This window comes from Syntrophomonas sp. UBA5494, assembly GCF_002426325.1.
This window is the reverse complement of the sequence record NZ_DIPG01000147.1, coordinates 23,119-41,497: the sequence shown is the minus strand read 5'-3', so window position 1 is coordinate 41,497 and position 18,379 is coordinate 23,119. Positions and strand designations below refer to the sequence as shown.

Annotated in this window: 14 protein-coding genes; 6 read left to right on the top strand and 8 right to left on the bottom strand. The window is 49.4% G+C overall.

Features of this window, described 5'->3' with window-relative positions; all coding sequences use genetic code 11:
- Positions 1–145: 145 nt before the first annotated feature.
- Positions 146–625: a ferritin-like domain-containing protein gene (locus tag B3W37_RS16600; RefSeq protein ID WP_483169392.1), complete on the bottom strand. Its 480-nt coding sequence runs from the start codon at positions 623–625 to the stop codon at positions 146–148.
- A gap of 158 nt (positions 626–783) precedes the next feature.
- Here B3W37_RS16600 and B3W37_RS16595 point away from each other — a divergent pair, with 158 nt between their 5' ends.
- The 3 genes from B3W37_RS16595 (at position 784) to B3W37_RS16585 (ending at position 2,363) form a co-directional block, all read left to right on the top strand.
- The gene (locus B3W37_RS16595; RefSeq protein ID WP_483169391.1) at positions 784–1,548 is read left to right on the top strand and encodes a DNRLRE domain-containing protein; all 765 of its coding nucleotides are present in this window, start codon (positions 784–786) and stop codon (positions 1,546–1,548) included.
- Positions 1,538–1,798 carry a hypothetical protein gene (locus B3W37_RS16590; RefSeq protein ID WP_483176483.1) on the top strand — a complete coding sequence of 87 codons (261 nt, stop codon included), beginning with the start codon at positions 1,538–1,540 and terminating at the stop codon, positions 1,796–1,798. The genes B3W37_RS16595 and B3W37_RS16590 overlap by 11 nt, the downstream gene beginning before the upstream one ends.
- Before the next feature lie 187 nt (positions 1,799–1,985).
- The gene (locus B3W37_RS16585) at positions 1,986–2,363 is read left to right on the top strand and encodes a hypothetical protein (RefSeq protein ID WP_483169388.1); all 378 of its coding nucleotides are present in this window, start codon (positions 1,986–1,988) and stop codon (positions 2,361–2,363) included.
- Between the two features lie 44 nt (positions 2,364–2,407).
- Here the strand turns inward: B3W37_RS16585 and B3W37_RS16580 are convergent, their stop codons facing one another.
- From B3W37_RS16580 to nadA, 7 genes are all read right to left on the bottom strand, one after another.
- Entirely contained in the window at positions 2,408–5,473 is a 3,066-nt protein-coding gene (locus tag B3W37_RS16580) for an AAA family ATPase (protein WP_483176482.1), read from the bottom strand.
- Positions 5,474–5,475: 2 nt separating this feature from the next.
- The gene (locus tag B3W37_RS16575) at positions 5,476–6,618 is read right to left on the bottom strand and encodes an exonuclease SbcCD subunit D (RefSeq protein WP_483176481.1); all 1,143 of its coding nucleotides are present in this window, start codon (positions 6,616–6,618) and stop codon (positions 5,476–5,478) included.
- Between the two features lie 834 nt (positions 6,619–7,452).
- Complete coding sequence (locus B3W37_RS16570; RefSeq protein WP_483176480.1) at positions 7,453–8,844, bottom strand: sensor histidine kinase; 1,392 nt, start codon at positions 8,842–8,844, stop codon at positions 7,453–7,455.
- A gap of 1 nt (position 8,845) precedes the next feature.
- The gene (locus B3W37_RS16565) at positions 8,846–9,544 is read right to left on the bottom strand and encodes a response regulator (RefSeq protein ID WP_481038607.1); all 699 of its coding nucleotides are present in this window, start codon (positions 9,542–9,544) and stop codon (positions 8,846–8,848) included.
- Between the two features lie 87 nt (positions 9,545–9,631).
- A complete protein-coding gene (locus B3W37_RS16560; RefSeq protein WP_483176479.1) occupies positions 9,632–12,193 on the bottom strand; it encodes a heavy metal translocating P-type ATPase in 2,562 nt (853 codons plus the stop codon).
- 51 nt (positions 12,194–12,244) lie between these two features.
- A complete protein-coding gene (locus B3W37_RS16555; RefSeq protein ID WP_483176478.1) occupies positions 12,245–13,786 on the bottom strand; it encodes an urease accessory protein UreH domain-containing protein in 1,542 nt (513 codons plus the stop codon).
- 225 nt (positions 13,787–14,011) lie between these two features.
- On the bottom strand, positions 14,012–14,941 hold the full coding sequence (nadA, locus tag B3W37_RS16550) for a quinolinate synthase NadA (protein ID WP_483176477.1): 930 nt from the start codon (positions 14,939–14,941) through the stop codon (positions 14,012–14,014).
- 396 nt (positions 14,942–15,337) lie between these two features.
- Between nadA and mnmA the strand changes: the two genes are divergently transcribed.
- The 3 genes from mnmA to B3W37_RS16535 all read left to right on the top strand — a co-directional run.
- Positions 15,338–16,411, top strand: a complete 1,074-nt coding sequence (mnmA, locus tag B3W37_RS16545; RefSeq protein ID WP_483176476.1) for a tRNA 2-thiouridine(34) synthase MnmA — start codon at positions 15,338–15,340, stop codon at positions 16,409–16,411.
- Between the two features lie 134 nt (positions 16,412–16,545).
- The gene (locus B3W37_RS16540; protein WP_483169378.1) at positions 16,546–16,947 is read left to right on the top strand and encodes an ArsR/SmtB family transcription factor; all 402 of its coding nucleotides are present in this window, start codon (positions 16,546–16,548) and stop codon (positions 16,945–16,947) included.
- Between the two features lie 47 nt (positions 16,948–16,994).
- The coding region (locus tag B3W37_RS16535) for a heavy metal translocating P-type ATPase (protein WP_483176475.1) at positions 16,995–18,379 on the top strand (1,385 nt) is incomplete at its 3' end.

The window sequence follows — 18,379 nt, the reverse complement described above, 5'->3', positions numbered from 1 at the left end:
TAGTTAACTAAAGAAAGGGGGAGTAAGCCTCCCCCTTTTCATTTAGATTAACATCACCTATCATGCTGCGTTGGAGCTAGCGGATGAGGGTAACGGAATTAAAAAAGCCCGCCTATATTAGCGGGCTCCCTTCTATATTGATAAATTAGCAGTCGCTTAATGCCAATACTGCCAGCCAGAATTTGGCGTGCCCGTATTCATCCCCTGCGATGTTGAGAATCAGGGCTCGCAGCAGCGGATCATCAACCATGTTGGCCATAGCCGCATACATGGAAACAGCCCCGATTTCATCAGTGATGGCTTCCTCCACCAATTGGCAGAAATCTTTTTTGTCGTCATCTCGTGAGGGGCAATAATCATCATCAGGCTCATAATATTTTTTGGGCATCATGTCGTCCTTTCTCCTTTTGTCTTTTTTGGGTTCTCTGTCATCCTCGGGATACCATTTACACTTCTTATCTTCTTCATCGTCATACCAACATTTGTGCTTTTTATCTTCCTCGGGTTCATAACACCATTTGCGTTTCTCGTCTTCCTCAGGTTCGTAATACCATTTCGGCTTCTTGGGTTCTGCATGTCCATAACCCTTTTTCGGCATTTTTTCACGATGGTTCTTTTTGAACATCCATCCGACCTCCTTGTATGTGATTAGCCACATCCGGCTATTCCATATTATGGAATGCTCTCAAAGGGAGTGCCTGTACCTGCCAAACTTTCCCGACAAGTAACATAATGGGTATTCAATCCGTATACTGGTAAAAAAACATAAGGAGTGGATATAAATTGAACTCGGGCAGATTTAAAACCCTGATTAAAGTTGCTAAAAAACACAAAGTCAAAAGCCTGCAGTTATATAAAGATATGGTAGATACTACCCCTGATAAGGATCTCAAAAAGTTAATTCAAGAAAATATCATAACCGGCGAGAGAAAGCATCATCGTTGGCTGGAGGATATGGTCAGAGATTATAACAAAAAAAACCATAAACATGATCATGGTTGTCGGGATCGGGAAGCAGATATCAAGTCCGTTATCATTCCTCTCCAGCAGGGCGTCTTTATAAGCAAGTATTACCCTGACAAGAATTTCAATGATTACGATGCCTTGTATTTCGGTCGTCATGGTCATCCCAATAACGTTTTTCGAACCCTGATGCAGTTCGATCTCAACAAAATTCCAGATAACTGCACCATTATAAAAGCGGAGTTAATCGTTTCCCTGTGCACCAATGAATTGCCCCATGGAGGTGCGCGCGTTGCCATGCATCCGATATTAACCGACTGGTGCGAAGACACCGCTACCTGGAATGACGGTCCTGAAATAGCACGGGAGCATTGGAGAATTGAAATCCCGGGCGGCGTTTTCGGCCCGTTGTGTATAGATGTGAGCGATTATATTCAGGACTATTTTGAGTGTCCAAATTACGGCTTTATTCTGGTTGGTTCCGAGTCCATAGACGGTGTGATTGGAATAGAGGCCAGAGACTGCGGGCCCCACCGCAAAGGTCCCTACCTGAAAATAGAAATGGAGTGCGGCCATGACGAATAATAAAGATTCAGCCAATCACTACCAGACTTTGGCAAAGCTGCTTGATGAACAGTATCAATCCCGCGTTGAAATGTGCCAACAATTGGCCAGTCATCTGGAAAACGGCCATAAACGGGAAGCCTCGGGCGAGGAACAGCAGATTCGCTCCAAAAAAGCAACAAATCATGGTCCTTGGTTTGAAATAGAAAAGATATCAGCTTTAACCCCCGAACAGATACTTCAGCATCTCTTAGATAACATGAAAAAATAGGAGTCCCCGGGAATTACCCCCTGGCATCACCCGCTGAGGACGGGAGAATCGGACATTCTCCCGTCCTCATTTTTTGTGTCCATTAATAAATCCGCATATCCCGGGGAAGCCTAATTAAAAATCTTACGCCTGTGTATAGAACAGCTTAGTGGCCAATTATGACCTTGCTGCAAAGGGGGATTAGAAAATGCGCATGGTGCAATGTCCCGAACTCTGCTTCTGGTGTGGTGAGGCTACCGGACGTACTTCGGTGTTTGAAGCCGCCTCTCCTGAAGATTATGATATTCCCGGTGTACTGGCCAGTTATGAGCCTTGCCCCGCCTGCCGGCGCACCTGGGGACTGGGGGTAGTGCTGTTTGAAGTAGTCGACGAGCACAGCAGCGACAGGCCGCCTTTGACACCGGGCTATGCCCCAACCGGGCGCTGGTTTATTGTGCCGCCGGAAACCATTCGCGAGTACTTTGATTATCCCGAACAGGTGATAGCCACCGGTAAAGGGATCATAGATAACGTTCTGGCCGATTATTTGATGGATAGTTTCATGCAGGGGCAGGTGATTCATTAGCCGGTACAGAGGGAACATCGGGTACCTCAGCCCTGTACGGCAGTTCAAGAGACATGGAAGCTCAGGCTGCTTCCGAACTCACTTTTCTTCACTTCCAATCTGGCATCAATGCGTTCTTTGAGCTCATCAATGTGGGAAATGATCCCTACCAGACGGCCTTGTTCCTGAAGGCTGAAAAGGATGCGAACCGCTTCATCAAGGGAATCGGCATCCAGGGAACCGAAGCCTTCATCTATAAACATGGCCTCCAGATAAGTACCTCCGGAATAGGACTGAACCACCTCCGCCAGCCCAAGTGCCAGGGCCAGCGAAGCTAAAAATGACTCCCCTCCGGAAAGATTGGCAACCGGACGGGTAGTGCTGGTGTAATGGTCGTATACCTCAATATTGAGTCCTCCCGCTGCGTTGGCACGGGTCAAATCCTGGCTGCGATTCAGTATAAAACGGCCTTTGCTCAGCCTGCTGAGCCTTTCACTGGCCCGGAGGATTACATCATCAAGCAAGGCCCCCAGAACAAAGCGCTGAAACGTAACATTTTTGGGGTTTTTGCCGTTGGCTACATCGGCGATACGGCCCAGCACCCGGTATTGCCCGGTAACCGCCTCTAGCTGTTTTTCATAGCCTCCCACAGTAATCAAATCATTGTTCAATTTTTTAAGCCGCTCTTCAGCCAGGGTGAACTCCGCATGGATTCGATCCCGTTCTGTTTGCAGCTGCTCATGCCGGGTCTGAATTGCCGCCAAGTCGGGTGGCTGCAGCCCGTGAACCTCTGCTTCGCACCTTGCCAGCTGATCCTGCGCTGAATGCAGACGCAAATCATATTGCTTAATAAAGACCTCAAGATCGTTGAGTTTGGTTTCACTGCTCCTGGCTGCCTCATATTCTGCCTGCTGCTTGAAGCCGGCCCTATGTAATTCCTGGGTAAAAAGCAGGCTTTCATTATCGAAATGCAGCCGGGCCTGATTGGTTTTCTCCAAGAGGCTGTCTACCCTGGTGGCGGTATTGGACAGCTTAACGTTCAGTTCCTCGGCCAGCAGTCTGGCATTCTCCAGATTTTGGGCCAGGACCTCACAGTGTTTTAAAGCCTGCTCTTGTTCTTTTTGCAAGGTTTCCCGATCAATAATGGTTTGCGGCAGGTGTTGGGCGCGCTCACTAAAGATGGCTTGCGTGGAAGCACACTCTTGTTCTGCCTGTCCAAGTTCATATTTAAGCCGCTCCAACCGGGAAAAACTCAGCTTTTCCCCCTCTTCCAACAATGCCAGGGATTGTGCCCACTGTCCCTCTTGACTGGCGGATTTCATGGTGGTCTGATATTTTGACCGGCTCAATTCCAGGCTTTGCCGCAAAGCCGCCAGTGTTTGCGATCCTTTGTCGCCTAGTTCGGCTTCCAACCTCAGGGTTTTTTCTTCAAAAAGCCTCAGTTTTATTTCTATAGCGGCCGCATTTTTCCGGGCCTCGTTGAGTTGTTCCGCGGCCAGGTCAATCCTGGCCTGCTGCTCCTTGAGTTGTTTCTCATCAGGAAGCTGGCCGCTGGCAGTATGGGGATGAGGATGATTCAAGGAACCGCAAACCGGGCAGGGTACGCCTTCCTGCAGATCAGTCGCCAAAAGCGCGGCCTGGCCCTGGTTCCAGGCATCCTGCAGAACGGACCCATGACTTTTTAATTCATTATATTTTTGCTCGGCCTTTTCAAGCTGGCGGACGGCCTTTTTCCACTCATACTTGTGCTTGGCCAGAGATTGGCGGGCTTGTTCCAGTTCATTGCGCTTGCTGAAGATTGTTTCCTGTGCCTGCACCTCGGTTTTAAGGACTTCCACCTGAAGTGCGGACTGTTGTGCAGTCTGCCAATTGTTGTTGATCTCCTCCCGCTGCAGGCGGATTTTAGTCATTTCAGCTTCGGCTTGACTGAGATCTTCCTGTAACAGGCCGCGCTGTTGTTCTGCTGCCGCCAGTTCATTCCTGGCCTCCTGATATTGCTCAAAAACCGGGGTTAAACTATGCAGCCAGTGCAAGTGCCGGGAAGCCTGGTAGCGCTCCGCTTCCTTATCGGTTTCGGCCTGGTAGGCTTCTTGAGCCGCCTTGTTTTGCATTTTGAGCTGCTCCAACTCCATAGCTGCTTTTCTGTGCTCGATCTGGATCTGTTTATATTCCGTCTGGCGTTGGTTGAGGCTATTTTCCAGAGCAGCCAGCAGCAAGGCCTTCCTGCCCTTTTCCAGGATCCGCCGCTGCCTTTCGATATCATCTTTTTGCAAAGACAATTGCTCTAGCTCATGCCGGGCTTCAGCGCAGGCCTTAAAAAGCTGCGCTATCCTTTTAGCCTGGCCCAGGGCCTCGGCGGCCCCAGCCAAATCCTTTGTAATCTGCTCCAACTGTTTCCTGTCGGAGGCGATAACACCGATTTCCTTATCAATGGCCATCCGTAATTCTTCAGTTGAGGTGCAAGCGTGCTCCTGAAGAAGTTCTGCTTTTTTGGCTTCGATTCGCAAAGCCAGGTCTTCCACGGTTTTGGCCTGCTCTTTAAAATAGGCTTCGATACGGCTGTACAGGCCGGTTTGGAACAAAACCTGCATAATGGCCTGACGTTCTTTAGAATCAGCCATCAAGAGGCGGCGAAACTGTCCCTGGGGCAGCATCACCACCTGACGAAACTGGTCGCTCCTGAAGCCCAGCAATTTCTGAATCATTTCATTTACCCGGTTCCAGCCGCTGGCCAGGGCAACTTCCTGCGGTTTCTGATTTTCGTCGGGGCTGATATCATAAAAGACCGCATGTTGAGGCTCCTCGGCGTTGCCTGTGCCTCGTCTGCTTGGACGCAGCTGGCGCGGCCTTCTCTGTACCCGGTAAGTTTTATCGGCCAGGGAGAAATCGAATTCCACTTCAGTTAGGCTGTCCTGAGCAGCGAAGTCGCTGCGCATATCAGCGCCGGAACGTTCCGCCCCGCTGCTTTCCCCGTAGAGGGCAAAGCAGATAGCGTCCAGGATAGTGGTCTTACCTGAACCGGTAGGGCCATGGATCAGGAAAAAGGAGCGCCCTTGCAAGAGGCCAAAATCCACCTCATGAGTACCCACAAAGGGTCCAAAAGAGGTTATTTTCAACAATAGCGGCCGCATCTTCAGTCCCCCCTTTCCTTTTCGTAAAATTTGTCGACGAGGCGGGCCACCACTCCTTGCTCCGGCTCAGAGAGGCAATTTCCCGTAACCTGCTGGTAAAAAGATCTAAACAAATCGACCTCGGTAAGGTTTCGAAAATCCCTTTCACCACCCAGCCCCGCGGGTACCTGGTGCAAAACCGGGCGCTGCAATTCCACGATGTGAGGAAAAACTTGGCGCAGTTTGCCCATCGGGTCTAATAAGGCACCCTCATCGAGGAGCACCACCTTGATATAATCATCGCTTCTATCGCTGGTGAGGATTTCCTCAAGGTTCCCTTCTATGCAGCGCAATTCCCGGCGCGGACTCAAAGCAATGTTTTCACCCTTCATTAATTCCCCGTTCTGGTCGATCTCCAGCAAGGTTACACCTTTGCGATGCTCAGCCTCGGCAAAGGAATATTTAAGCAGCGACCCGGCATAACAAACCTTTTCATTGCCTATGTATTGCGGGCGGTGCAGGTGGCCCAGGGCGCAGTAATTGAATAGCTCCAAAAGATTTGCCGAAACGCATCCAGCCCCGCCCACCGCACTTAGGGGCCGCTCTGATTCGCTTTCCACTCCCCCGCTGATGAAAGCGTGGGCAACCGCGATCTTTCGGGCTGAAGCCGGCAGGGTGGAAGTTATGTAATCTATCATGGCTGCCATTGCGCTGTGGTGGTCATGGATAGACTGGTCTCCTGTAAAATTACGGACAAAGGCCGGTTCGCTATAGGGAAGCGGGCAAAAGTATACCGGGCCGTACTCGTCATATAATGGAATCGGTTGCCACAGGCCGTTTAAGGGGCCGACCATATAAAGCTGCTGCTGGGTGAGCATGTGCTGCGCAAAGCCTATCCGCTCCGGGTTGTCGTGATTGCCTGCAATCACGATAGCGGGTATGCACAGGTCCTGACAAATCCTGGTCAACACCGTGTTGAGCAGACTGACAGCTTCGGCGGAAGGCTGGGAACGGTCAAATACGTCTCCGGCTATAATAACTGCATCGACTCCGCTCTCCCCCGCAAGGTTGACCAACTGTTCCAAAACATGGGCCTGTTCTTCGATAAGATTGTATCCATGAAAAGAACGGCCCAGATGCCAATCGGCACTGTGCAATATGCGCAACTTCTCCACCTCCTATTGGTAGGTTAAACATAGCTGGCAATTTAGTCCAGTCTAACTCCATTCGATGACACTATTTTGTCACCACAAAGCCAATAATTAAGCAGTCTAAATGTCTTGCGGAGATTATCGGTGCAGTTTCAGCAGGCATTTTATTGCTGCAGTTTCGTAGCGTGGCATTATGGGCGCACAATGATAAAAGCCCTCACCGTGTGAAGGCTTTTAGCTGACTTTTTTAACGCTATGGCGGAGAAGTTTTCGAAACACTGGGTCCAAGATCTTAAATAACCTAGTCTATCCGAAACCAAAAAACCTGAAAAAGGAATTAAGGAAGTTCTCTCCAAACCTAAGCAAGTTTTAAACCTAACCGAAACTGATGGGAACCAAAAACTAAGGACTACAACCAATGACTTTAAGACAGTATACCTTTACTCCTCCGCCATTGCACTTTTATTATAACCTGTGCCGGCAACTAAAACAATACCCGGAATAGTCTTAATTATTTTCCAGCGCAGTCAGAAGTTGACTGGCGTTCAGTCCTCCGCTAGATATTAACACGACTGTTGCGGATAACGGCTGGAAAAATTTTGTTGTTGGGCGACAACGTGGATTGGAACCGGCCCCTCATCCTGATGCGGGGCTATTTCCAACCTGGCCCTTAATCCGTATCTTCCTTTGGTTGATCATTTCATCTGGATCTCATTTTGTCCCGACTCCGCCCCCCTGGCAACCACATCACATGCTGCTGAACGATGATAGCTTTTCCCCGTTAAATTTGGTTTATCTTAAAAAAGACTTGCCTCCGATTCCCTGTATTTTATGAGTTCCAAAGGCATCCTATGGTCCGGACAAGGATACCATAAACCGGGTAAATTCACCTGGTTTACTCTCTGCACTGATTTGCCCTCCATGAGCCTCGACAATCGCTTTGGCAATGGCCAAGCCGATACCAGAACCTCCGGTTTCCCGGGTGCGTGACCGATCTGCCCGGTAGAAGCGCTCGAAAATATGGGGAAGATCCTCAGGGGCAATCCCTGCCCCGGTATCTTTGACTGTCAGAACCCCCCGGTTTTCTTCCCGGGTTACCATTACCTCCACTCGATCACCGGCGGCGGTATATTTAAGGGCATTCGAAATGAGGTTTACTGCTACCTGCTTAAGCTTATCCCGGTCAGCCAGCACCATGACGGTCTCCCCGTGGAAATCGAGGTGAACCCCATTGTTTGTGAAGTCGGCCTCGAATAGTCTTATGACCTCTTGCGTCAGATGACTGAAATCAATAGACTCTTCATGCAGCACCAGATTTTCACTATCATACCTGGCCAGGGTTTCCAAATCCCCCACCATGCGGTTGATTCTCAAGATTTCTTCATGACAGCTCTTTAAGCGGTCCGAATCGGCTGCCCAAATACCGTCGATCATGGCCTCTATATGGCTCTGCAGGGTGGCCAGGGGGGTTCTCAGCTCATGGGCTACATCCGCGGTGAGGCGTTTCCTCAGCAGTTCTTGTTTCCCCAAACCGGCGGCCAGATCATTTACGGTATCGGTAAGGTGGTCTATTTCGATAATATTGGACGGTTTAACAGGCCGGGTTTTATATGCGCCTCGTCTCATGTCTTGAGCGGTTTTTACAGCTTGAGTTATAGGCAGGCTCAAACGCTTGGCAGTGAGGATGCCTGCAATTAAGGCCATAACCAGGGCTAATACGCCTGCTATGAACAGAACCTGGTTCAAAGTACTGATAAATGCCAGATCATTATCGCTGAAATAGTATGGTCCATAATAGCCGATCGCTACCCCGCCGACAACCTCGGACTCCTGCTGCAGCGGATATTCATTAACAACATAACTGCCCTGGAAATCCGGATAACGGCTGAGCATATTCTGCGACATATGGTTGATCATTTGAATGCAGAGTCCGTTGTTGTGCAGAGTGGCATCCCATACGGTATTACCCTGGTTGTCCGTAACTCTGACAATCATACCCTGCTCCAGGGCCTCTATTCCGATCTGTTCTATAGTGGCCTGGTTCCACAAGTTTTCTTTACGGTGATACTGCTGGCTGATCAGACCCACAATTCTGCTGTTTTCTTTTTCCTGTTGCTTGACAATATAATGACTGAACTGTTTTTCTATAAGCAAATTGGTCAGTATGCTGATAAAAGCCACCAGAAACAGGGAAATGCAAATATGAGATATGGTCAAGCGGGTTCTCAGTCTTAACTTCAAATCATTCACCACCGAATCTGTAGCCGACTCCATGGACGGTCAAAATATAACCGGGGTTCTTGGAATCCTCCTCAATCTTTTGCCTGAGATTTTTTATGTGAGTATCGATAATGCGGTCATAGCCTTCGAAATCCTCGCCAATGACCAATCGGATCAGTTCTTCCCGGGTGAATACCTTTTTGGGGTATTTCAGCAATGTGGCGAGCAATTTAAATTCGTTCGGAGTCAGGTTGACCGCTATCCCTCCCTTTTTCACTTCATGCCGCGTAAAATCTACGACCAGGTCTCCTTTACTAAATGACATTATATTAGCCAGAGGGACGGTATCCGGGCCGCTTCTGCGCAGCAGTGCTCTTACCCGGGCGGTAAGCTGCCTGGGGCTGAAGGGTTTGGTAAGATAATCATCAGCGCCGATATCCAGGCCATGAATGATATCAGGTTCTTCAATTTTTGCCGTAAGCATGATGATAGGGACTCGCGATTGCTTGCGCAGCCGGCGGCAAATCTCCTCTCCGCTCATATCCGGCAGCATCAAATCCAATATAACCAGAGCGGGTTGAACCTTCTCAAACGCTTCTAACGATTGTTCTCCGTTGAAAGCGGTATAAACCTCGTAACCGCTTCGCTCCAGGTATGATTTGATCACTTCAGTGATCTTGACTTCATCGTCAATAATCAAAATCTTGTTGGGATGATTCAATATAAGCCCCCCATATCAGTGAAAGGCGAGCTGTATTAAAAACTCGCCTTTCCTCACCAGCTGCTCGTGCCGCTTCTCTTCTCCTCATTATCCCTTTTCCTTTGGCGTTTTATCAGCTTCTAAATCCGGTTTTTTGACCGCAGCTACCGCATGTTCTTTAGCCTTGCCAACCGGGGGATCGGTAATATGCGACTGCTCCGGATTTAGGTTTGCATCATTGTTGTCATGAACTTTCCGGTTGGGATCATAGCGCTTCAAACTGAGGGAATTGGTTACAACCGAAACTGAACTAAAAGCCATGGCGCCGCCAGCGATTATGGGATTCAACATTCCCAGGGCAGCAAAAGGAATACCGATGATGTTGTAAATAAAAGCCCAGAACAGGTTCTGCTTGATTTTGCGCATGGTCTGCCGGGAAAGCCTGATAGAAGCCGGAATGGTTCTGAGATCTCCTCTCATCAATGTTATGTCGGCAGCCTCCATGGCTACATCAGTGCCGGTCCCCATAGCCATGCCTATATGAGCTGTAGCCAGAGCCGGAGCATCGTTGATGCCGTCTCCCACCATTGCCACCGTTTTTCCAGCGGCTTTGAGCCTTTCCACCTCTTCGGCTTTATTTTCGGGGAGAACCTCGGCCAGGACATGATCAATGCCGACCTGCCGGGCGATGGCCGCAGCGGTGCGCAGGTTGTCTCCGGTAATCATATAAACCTCGATGCCCATGTTCTGCAGGTCACTTATCGCCTCCCGCGAGTTTTCCTTGACGGTATCGGCTACCGCGATGATAGCCTCCAGTCTGCCGTCAACAGCCATCAGCATAGCGGTCTTGCCCTGATCCTCCAGGCCGCTTATCGATGTTTCTACGGGTTCAACCGCAATGCCGTTTTCAGTCAGAAGCTTTCGGGTCCCCAGATAGATCTCGCGCCCGTCCATAACGGCTTTTACTCCCTTGCCGGGAATAGCCTCAAAACTGTCCGGGTCTTGCACTTGCTGATATGCCTCTTTGCCTTTTTCATAGATGGTCGCCCCCAGGGGATGTTCTGAGGCTTTTTCCGCCCGGGCGGCCAAACGCAGCAAGTCATCCTGATCCAATTCTCCCCGGGCTATGATATCGGTTACTTCCGGTTTGCCTTTAGTTATGGTGCCGGTTTTGTCCAAGACCACAACATTGAGCTTGTAAGCCATTTCCAGATGCTCCCCGCCCTTTATGAGAATACCGTTTTCCGCCCCTTTTCCGGTGCCGACCATAATCGCGGTGGGCGTGGCCAATCCCAGGGCGCAGGGGCAGGCGATAACCAGGACCGCAACCGCGCTGATCAACGATTTATTAATTCCCGCACCGGATAAGTACCAGGCTAAAAAGGTTATGACCGCGATAGCCAGGACAACCGGAACAAATACTCCGGCCACCCGATCGGCGATCTGCTGAATGGGTGCTTTAGAGCCTTGAGCATCTTCAACCATCTTGATTATCTGTGCCAGGGCGGTATCCCTGCCCACCCTGGTGGCTTCGAATTTAAAGGCGCCGAATTTGTTGATGGTGGCGCCGTAAACCAGGTCACCGGCCTTTTTATCAACCGGCAGGCTTTCTCCGGTAAGCATGGACTCGTCCAGAGCCGAATTTCCTTCAGTGATTTTTCCATCAACAGGTACTTTTTCCCCTGGTCTGACAATGATTATTTCGCCCAGTTCAACCTCTTCAACAGGAATATCAAGTTCTTCGCCCTCCCTAATAACCCGGGCGGTTTTAGCCTGCAACCGGGCCAGTTTTTTGATGGCTTCAGAGGTTCTTCCTTTAGCCACTGCCTCCAAATACTTGCCCAGCAGGATCAGCGTTATTATTATGGCAGAGGCCTCGAAATACAGGTTCTTCATCATCCCTTGAGGCACCACTTCGAAGAACACATTGTACAGGCTGAAAAAATAGGCCGCCGATGTCCCCATGGCAATCAATACGTCCATATTGGCACTTCCCGACCTCAAGGCGAAATATGATTGTTTATAGAATCGGGCCCCAATCACGAATTGCACCGGTGTGGCAATTACCCATTGAAAATAGGGGTTATGCAAAAACGTTACGATGGGGTTGTGGATTCTAAATAAGCTCAAAACCATGGCTACAACCAGGGGCAGGCTAAGAACTGCGGAGGTTGTCAGCAGCCAGCGCAATGACCTGATTTCTTTGTCCTTCTCTTCCTGGGCCCGGTCTGCACTGATATCCTCAACCCGTTCAGCGTTATAGCCCAGGTTCTGAATACTCCGTATCATCTCGCTTACCCTGACCTGTCCGGGCCGGTATGATACCATGGCCTTTTCGGTGCTCAGGTTTACACTGGCCCGGGTCACCCCCTCCAGGCTGTTCAGTTTTTTCTCTATACGGGCGGCACAGGCTGCACAGGTCATACCGGATATTTGCAAAGTGGCCTGTTCATCCAAATTTTCGGGGATCACATCATATCCCAGCTTCTGCACCACCTGGTCAATTTGCTCTCTCTTCAGCTTATTTTCGTCATAGTTAACCGTCGCTCTTTCCAAAGCCAGGTTGACATTTACCGATTCTACGCCTTCAATCTTCTTCAAACCTTTTTCTATCCTGGCAGCACAGGCGGCACAACTCATGCCTGATATCTTTAGGGATTCTTGGTGCATTCTGGTGCCCCTCCTTTATTTAAACTGAATAGCACGTAACTAAACAAGTGCTTATATTGCTGAGTTTCCATTCTTTCCGAATCCGCCATTACTTGTAGACTTATAACCGCAGCATCCGCTTAGGGATGAATCGGAGGCCGTGCCAGCCGTACCTTTTGCACAGCAGCCACCGCTGGAGAATGATGCGCCAGGCGGTGGGGCCAAATCCTTCTCGGTTACATTTGAAATATCATCGACAACGGTTATGGTACTGGTGATCATGCCCATCCAGCAAGTGTAAGTGATCTTTCCAGACTCCTGGGGGGTAAACTCTATTACATTATCCCCCGGGACCAATTCTTTCTGCCGGTTATATTTCGGTATTGTAACCGGATTGTTGCATCCGTTTAGATCGCGTGCGTCAGCTTTAATAGTCCACCTTACCGGTATGCCTTTTTGAACCACGATAGGTTGATAACGCCCCGCCTGCAGTGTGGTCTCCACGACCTGCGACTCTCCCTCAATGACGGCGATGTTTCCGGTTCGGGAAACTTCCGGTGAGGCGTAAGCCAGATTGATTCCGGACAGGTTTAACCCCCGGCTTAATATTAATATACCAAGAAGCATGACCAGTACGCCACTTACCTGTAGCATACGCTGCTTAAATATACTGCCCAAAAAGGAAGTGACCGCACCCAGTCCAAACATTAAAGGGACTGTCCCCAGGCTGAAAAACAGCATGGATAATGCCCCAACCCAGGCGCTTCCGGTTCCCAGGGCATACAACTGCATGGCCTGCAGCGGCCCGCATGGCATGAGCCCGTTCAGCAAGCCGATATAAAATGGCCCACGCCGCTTATTCTTATTATTCCGGTTCAGTAATTCGCTTAACCTTTTGGGCATGCGGGGATTCAACCTGCGCAGCCCGGGGAATATGTTCAGCATATTGAGACCCATGATAGCCATCAATATGCCGACAATGACAGCTACCAATCCCTTGGCTGAACCCGGCAAGGCAATAATTGAGCCCAGCCCTCCTGCCAGGCCGCCTATAATGGTGTACGATGTCACCCGGCCCAGATTATACATCAGGCTGGGGCTGATCGGTTTGGTTTTGCCGGCTTCAGTTTCGGGCAGGCTGCAGCCCGCCGTACATTGGGAAATATTGATGCCGCCGCACATGGCCAGGCAATGCACCGAAGTTATCAAACCCACCACAAACAACAGGCCATATCCCATGTTCTGTTTAATTTGAGGCAGGAATGCAAAGCCAAACGTATTGTTTACTACCAGGTATGCTGCCAGGAATATAACAGCGATCCCCAGCAATTGGGCGGACGACAGCTTCCCGTTGTTGTTCTGCGCGAGCTTGGTATGGCCTGGACTCTGCGCTTCCTTTTCGACCGCATAATCGAGCTTTTCCAGGCACTGAATAATCTGCTGGAGTTCAACCAGCTCAGGGTCATATTTGATCAAGAGCCGCGCAGTATTATAATTGGCCCGGGCTTTAATTACACCCGGTAAAGCCCGCAACGCGCTCTCTATCCGCATCTCACAGTTATTGCAGTGCATGCCTGCTATGGTCAGTGTTTTATCGATCAATTCCGGTTTCATATAATTAACCGCTCCCTGATACTATTTGCCGGTGAAATTAAACCTCCGGATTGTTGCAGGGTTTTTATCCTTCCGTCAATTTCATGCCTAATTGTAGGGCAAAAATGTGAAGATTATATGAAGGCCGCCACCTCCGGTACAGTTCTGCCGGGGCCTCACCTGTATAAAGAATAGGGGCTTGTTAGCCCCTATTCCATAAACCATTTGACGCTGATGAGTGATTCGTTATTTTTCAGACGCAAGTTCAATCATCTTTTCCAGAGCAACTGCAGCCTGCCGTGCAATGTTGCCTGGCACGGTTATCGGGGTCTCCAGGTCGTCGATTGAATACTTGATCTTGCTCAAGGTAATGCTCTTCATATTGGGACAAATTAATTCTTTAGAGGCCAGAATCAACTGCTTTTCCGGGCACTGCTTCTGAATGGCATGAAAGATGCCCGACTCTGTGCCGATGATAAATATCTTTTCATCAGACTTAACCACTTTGTTCAGTATGCCGGCGGTGCTGCCCGCGTAATCGGCCAACTGAACCACTTCCGGGTCGCACTCCGGGTGCACCAGTACCAGGGCTTCGGGGTGTTCAGCTTTGAGCTTTATAATCTCATCTTTGGTAACCACCGCGTGGATCGGGCAAGCAGAATCATAAGCCGTTATTTCGCGGTCCAGTCCCCGGGCAATGTTCCTGGCCAGGTTCTGGTCGGGCACGAAGTAGATTTTTTTATCTTCCGGCAGGCGGCTGATAATCTTTTCGGCATTGGAAGAGGTCACACAAACATCGCTGACCGCTTTTACCTCTGCCGGGGTATTGACATAAGTTACCACCAGGGTGTCCGGATGCAGTTCCCGGTAGGTTCGAATGTGCTCAGCCGATATACTGTTGGCCATCGGACAGGTGGCCGCGGGTTCAGGCGACAAAATAATCTTATCCGGGCAAAGGATGGCTGCGGTTTCGGCCATAAAGTCCACTCCTGCCACCAGTATGATTTCGCTTTCAGAATCGCGGGCAGCCAGGGCCATAGCATATGAATCACCTACAAAATCCGCGATTTCCTGTACCTCCGGGCGCTGATAGTAATGCGCGATTATATATATGGACTTTTCCTGTTTTTTTCTAAGAATCTCTTCTTTTAATTGCTGTTTTTCTGTCTTATTCATTTATGTCCCGCCCTTCTAAAAGACTCTTTCCGGATGTATGCAGACATTTAAATATTCCATCCGGGCAAAATCGATAAACCCCTATATATTTTGTCCTATAGACAATATCTTCTGACGATCACACAACGCCGCATCCGGCCGCAGGCAGCCAAATTGAATGTATCTGCTTATAACCTGCGCGGCCAAAGGCAGCCCTTGAGCATTAAATATAATCAAGTTTACACTATAATTCCTATAAAGATGATAGTATATAGATTAGCAGGAATCAAGCCGTTAATGAGGATGTTTGCCGTCAACCATAACAGATAATAATAGTGACAGGAAACATCACAGGCTTAAAACATAGTACTATCCGTGTTGTCAAGCTGTCAAGCTATCAAAGAAAGGAATGAGTCTTTGTCAACAAAGGTTTTTGTGGCCATGAGCGGTGGAGTGGACAGTTCAGTCGCGGCCCTTTTGCTCAAAAAGCAGGGATTCGAGGTGACCGGCATCACCATGCAGATCTGGCCGGCGAAAAAAGACCGGCATAAAACCTGCTGCGGCCTCGATGCGATCAGTGACGCCCGCAAGGTAGCATGGAAACTGGATATACCTCATTATGTGATGAATTTCCGCGCCGAGTTTACATCCCGGGTGGTGGACACTTTCTGCCGGGAATACCTGGCGGGCAGAACCCCCAACCCCTGCATCGACTGCAACCGCTATATAAAATTTGATACTTTCCGCAGGAAAACCTTGGGTGTGGGGGCTGATTTCATCGCAACCGGTCATTATGCGCAGAATATATATGATGCAGAGAGTCAAAAACACCGCCTGTTTACGGCCGGGGATAAAAAGAAAGACCAGAGCTACGCACTTTACAGCCTTACTCAGGAACAATTGAAAACTACGCTTTTTCCCCTGGGTCATTTAAATAAAGACGAGGTTAGGACTTTAGCACGGGAGGCTGGTCTTATAGTGGCTGATAAAGCAGACAGCCAGGAGATATGTTTTGTAGAAAAGGGTTCATATGCTGATTTTGTTGAACAGTATTTGAATCACAAGCCCGGCTGCGGCCCTATCGTCGATAATAGCGGCGCCAGGCTGGGCACGCACTCCGGTATATACCGTTATACCATCGGTCAGCGCAAGGGGCTGGGCTTAGCCCTGAGCTATCCGGCCTTTGTGACAGGCCTCCAACCCGAGAGCAATACGGTCACTGTAGGCAAGAATCAGGAATTGTTCAAAAGCGGCTTGCGGGCTGATCAGGTCACCTATATTTCTGGGGAAGCACCCCGAGATGCCCTGGCGGTAGATGTCAAGATCAGGTATTCCGCTCCGGCCGTCCCCGCACTGCTTAACCCATTGAGACCAGACCAGGTGGAGATCAAATTCGAACAGCCTCAGCGGGCCATAACCCCGGGTCAGGCAGCGGTGTTTTACCAGAAAAATGAAGTCATTGGCGGGGGGATTATCGTAGCTCCCCTATAGTTGAATAGAGCTGCCGATAGGGTCCTTTAATAAGTGACTCGAAGTGAATATTTTTCTTTGCAATCGATGGGGTTAGGATTATAATTATACATATGAACAGTTGTTCATATGTATAATTATTGGGAGGGATAAAGATGGCAGATTTTGATCGTTTTGATCGCTGCGAAGTCACGTGTATACATGAAGAAGCCGTTTCCGCTGTAAGGCAGGTCATGATAAGCGATGATGTGGCCCAGTCCCTGGCTGACATATTTAAGACCTTGGCTGACAGCACCCGGGTAAAGATGTTGTTTGCCTTAATGCACCGGGAACTGTGCGTTTGCGACCTGGCCGCGGTAATCAGGGCATCCGAATCTTCTGTCTCCCATCAGTTGAGAATACTGCGCACCAACAAACTGGTGAAGTTTCGCCGTGACGGCAAAATACTTTATTACTCCCTAGCTGATGATCATGTTAAGACCCTTTTCAAACAGGGCCTGGAACACGCCAGTCATGATGAAGCCTGGGCGGCCCAATTTCTTGATTTCATAAAGTAATTGCAATACTTATACCTTAACTTTTCATAATAAAGGAAGTGTTATTTATGGGTGAAGCCATTGAGATAAAAGATCTGGATATCGCTTGCAGCTTGTATATAAAAGGCCTGGATTGCCCTGATTGTGCGGCTAAGGTCGAAAAGGCCGTCAAAATGATACCGGGTGTATCACGAGCTACACTGGCCTTCCCCTTGGGAAAACTGAATGTTGCTTTTGACGCTGCACAAACCGGGATTGAAGAGATATTAGAAAAGGTTCAGACCCTGGGTTATGATGCACAATGGGAAGCCGGGGATGGTGGGGACAACCGTTCTACCACACTGCGCATTGCCGGTATGGATTGTGCCGACTGTGCAGCTAAATTGGAAAGGCATATCAGTTCACTCCCGGGAGTTCAAAAGGTAAATGTTAATTTTGGTGCCTCCAAACTTACCGTCACCCATCAGAGTCCAGTCCAAGAAATAATAGACACAATCAGGAATATGGGATATGAGGGAGAGATTGATCAGCCTTTGCAACCCAGGAAAGAGCATCCTTATTGGAAGCGTAATCAGTATGTTGTACCCACAGGCATTTCTATGTTCATGCTGGCAATGGGGATTATTGCTGAAAAAATGGGGATGCCTGGACTGATACCTACCGGCCTGTTCATAGCCGGAATCGTGCTGGGCGGATTTCTCCCAGCAAAAAATGGCATAGCGGTCTTAATGAATGCCCGGGAACTGGATATGAATATTCTTATGTCAATAGCTGTCATTGGAGCTGCGGCCATTGGAGAATTCGAGGAGGCCGTAGCAGTGGTCTTCCTTTTCTCCCTGGGAAATGCCCTGCAGGGCTACACCCTTGACAGGACCCGCAATTCAATCCGCACTTTAATGGATCTCACCCCCAACCAGGCTCTGGTTGCCCGCAATGGTGAGGAGATGACTTTACCGGTTGACGATATTGTCATCGGCGATATCATCATTGTCAGACCGGGAGAAAGGATTGCTATGGACGGAAAGGTTGTAGATGGCTTTTCCTCGGTAAACCAGGCTTCTATAACCGGCGAGTCGGTGCCGGTCGAAAAAACCGTGGGCAGGGAGGTCTATGCCGGCACAATTAATGAGCGTGGTTCTCTGCAGATCGAGGTTACTCGCCTGGCTAAAGACAACACCATAGCCAGGATAATTACCATGGTGGAAGATGCTCAGGGACAACGAGCCCCTTCTCAGCAGTTCGTAGAGAGATTTGCCAAGTATTATACCCCTCTGGTTATCATCGGGGCAGCTCTGGTGGTAGCTGTCCCTACTCTCTTTATGGGCCAGCCTTTTCAGAAATGGTTTTATGAGGCTATGGCCATGCTCTTGGTAGCCTGCCCCTGTGCACTGGTCATATCCACCCCGGTATCCATTGTGGCAGCAATAGGCAGTGCGGCTCGGAATGGGGTTCT

What these genes read in the sequence shown, in the direction of transcription:
- B3W37_RS16600 (WP_483169392.1), bottom strand. Translation starts at nt 625, where the DNA reads ATGTTCAAAAAGAACCATCGTGAAAAAATGCCGAAAAAGGGTTATGGA.
- B3W37_RS16560 (WP_483176479.1), bottom strand. Translation starts at nt 12,193, where the DNA reads ATGCACCAAGAATCCCTAAAGATATCAGGCATGAGTTGTGCCGCCTGT.
- B3W37_RS16555 (WP_483176478.1), bottom strand. Translation starts at nt 13,786, where the DNA reads ATGAAACCGGAATTGATCGATAAAACACTGACCATAGCAGGCATGCAC.
- B3W37_RS16590 (WP_483176483.1), top strand. Translation starts at nt 1,538, where the DNA reads ATGACGAATAATAAAGATTCAGCCAATCACTACCAGACTTTGGCAAAG.
- B3W37_RS16540 (WP_483169378.1), top strand. Translation starts at nt 16,546, where the DNA reads ATGGCAGATTTTGATCGTTTTGATCGCTGCGAAGTCACGTGTATACAT.
- B3W37_RS16580 (WP_483176482.1), bottom strand. Translation starts at nt 5,473, where the DNA reads ATGCGGCCGCTATTGTTGAAAATAACCTCTTTTGGACCCTTTGTGGGT.
- nadA (WP_483176477.1), bottom strand. Translation starts at nt 14,941, where the DNA reads ATGAATAAGACAGAAAAACAGCAATTAAAAGAAGAGATTCTTAGAAAA.
- B3W37_RS16585 (WP_483169388.1), top strand. Translation starts at nt 1,986, where the DNA reads ATGCGCATGGTGCAATGTCCCGAACTCTGCTTCTGGTGTGGTGAGGCT.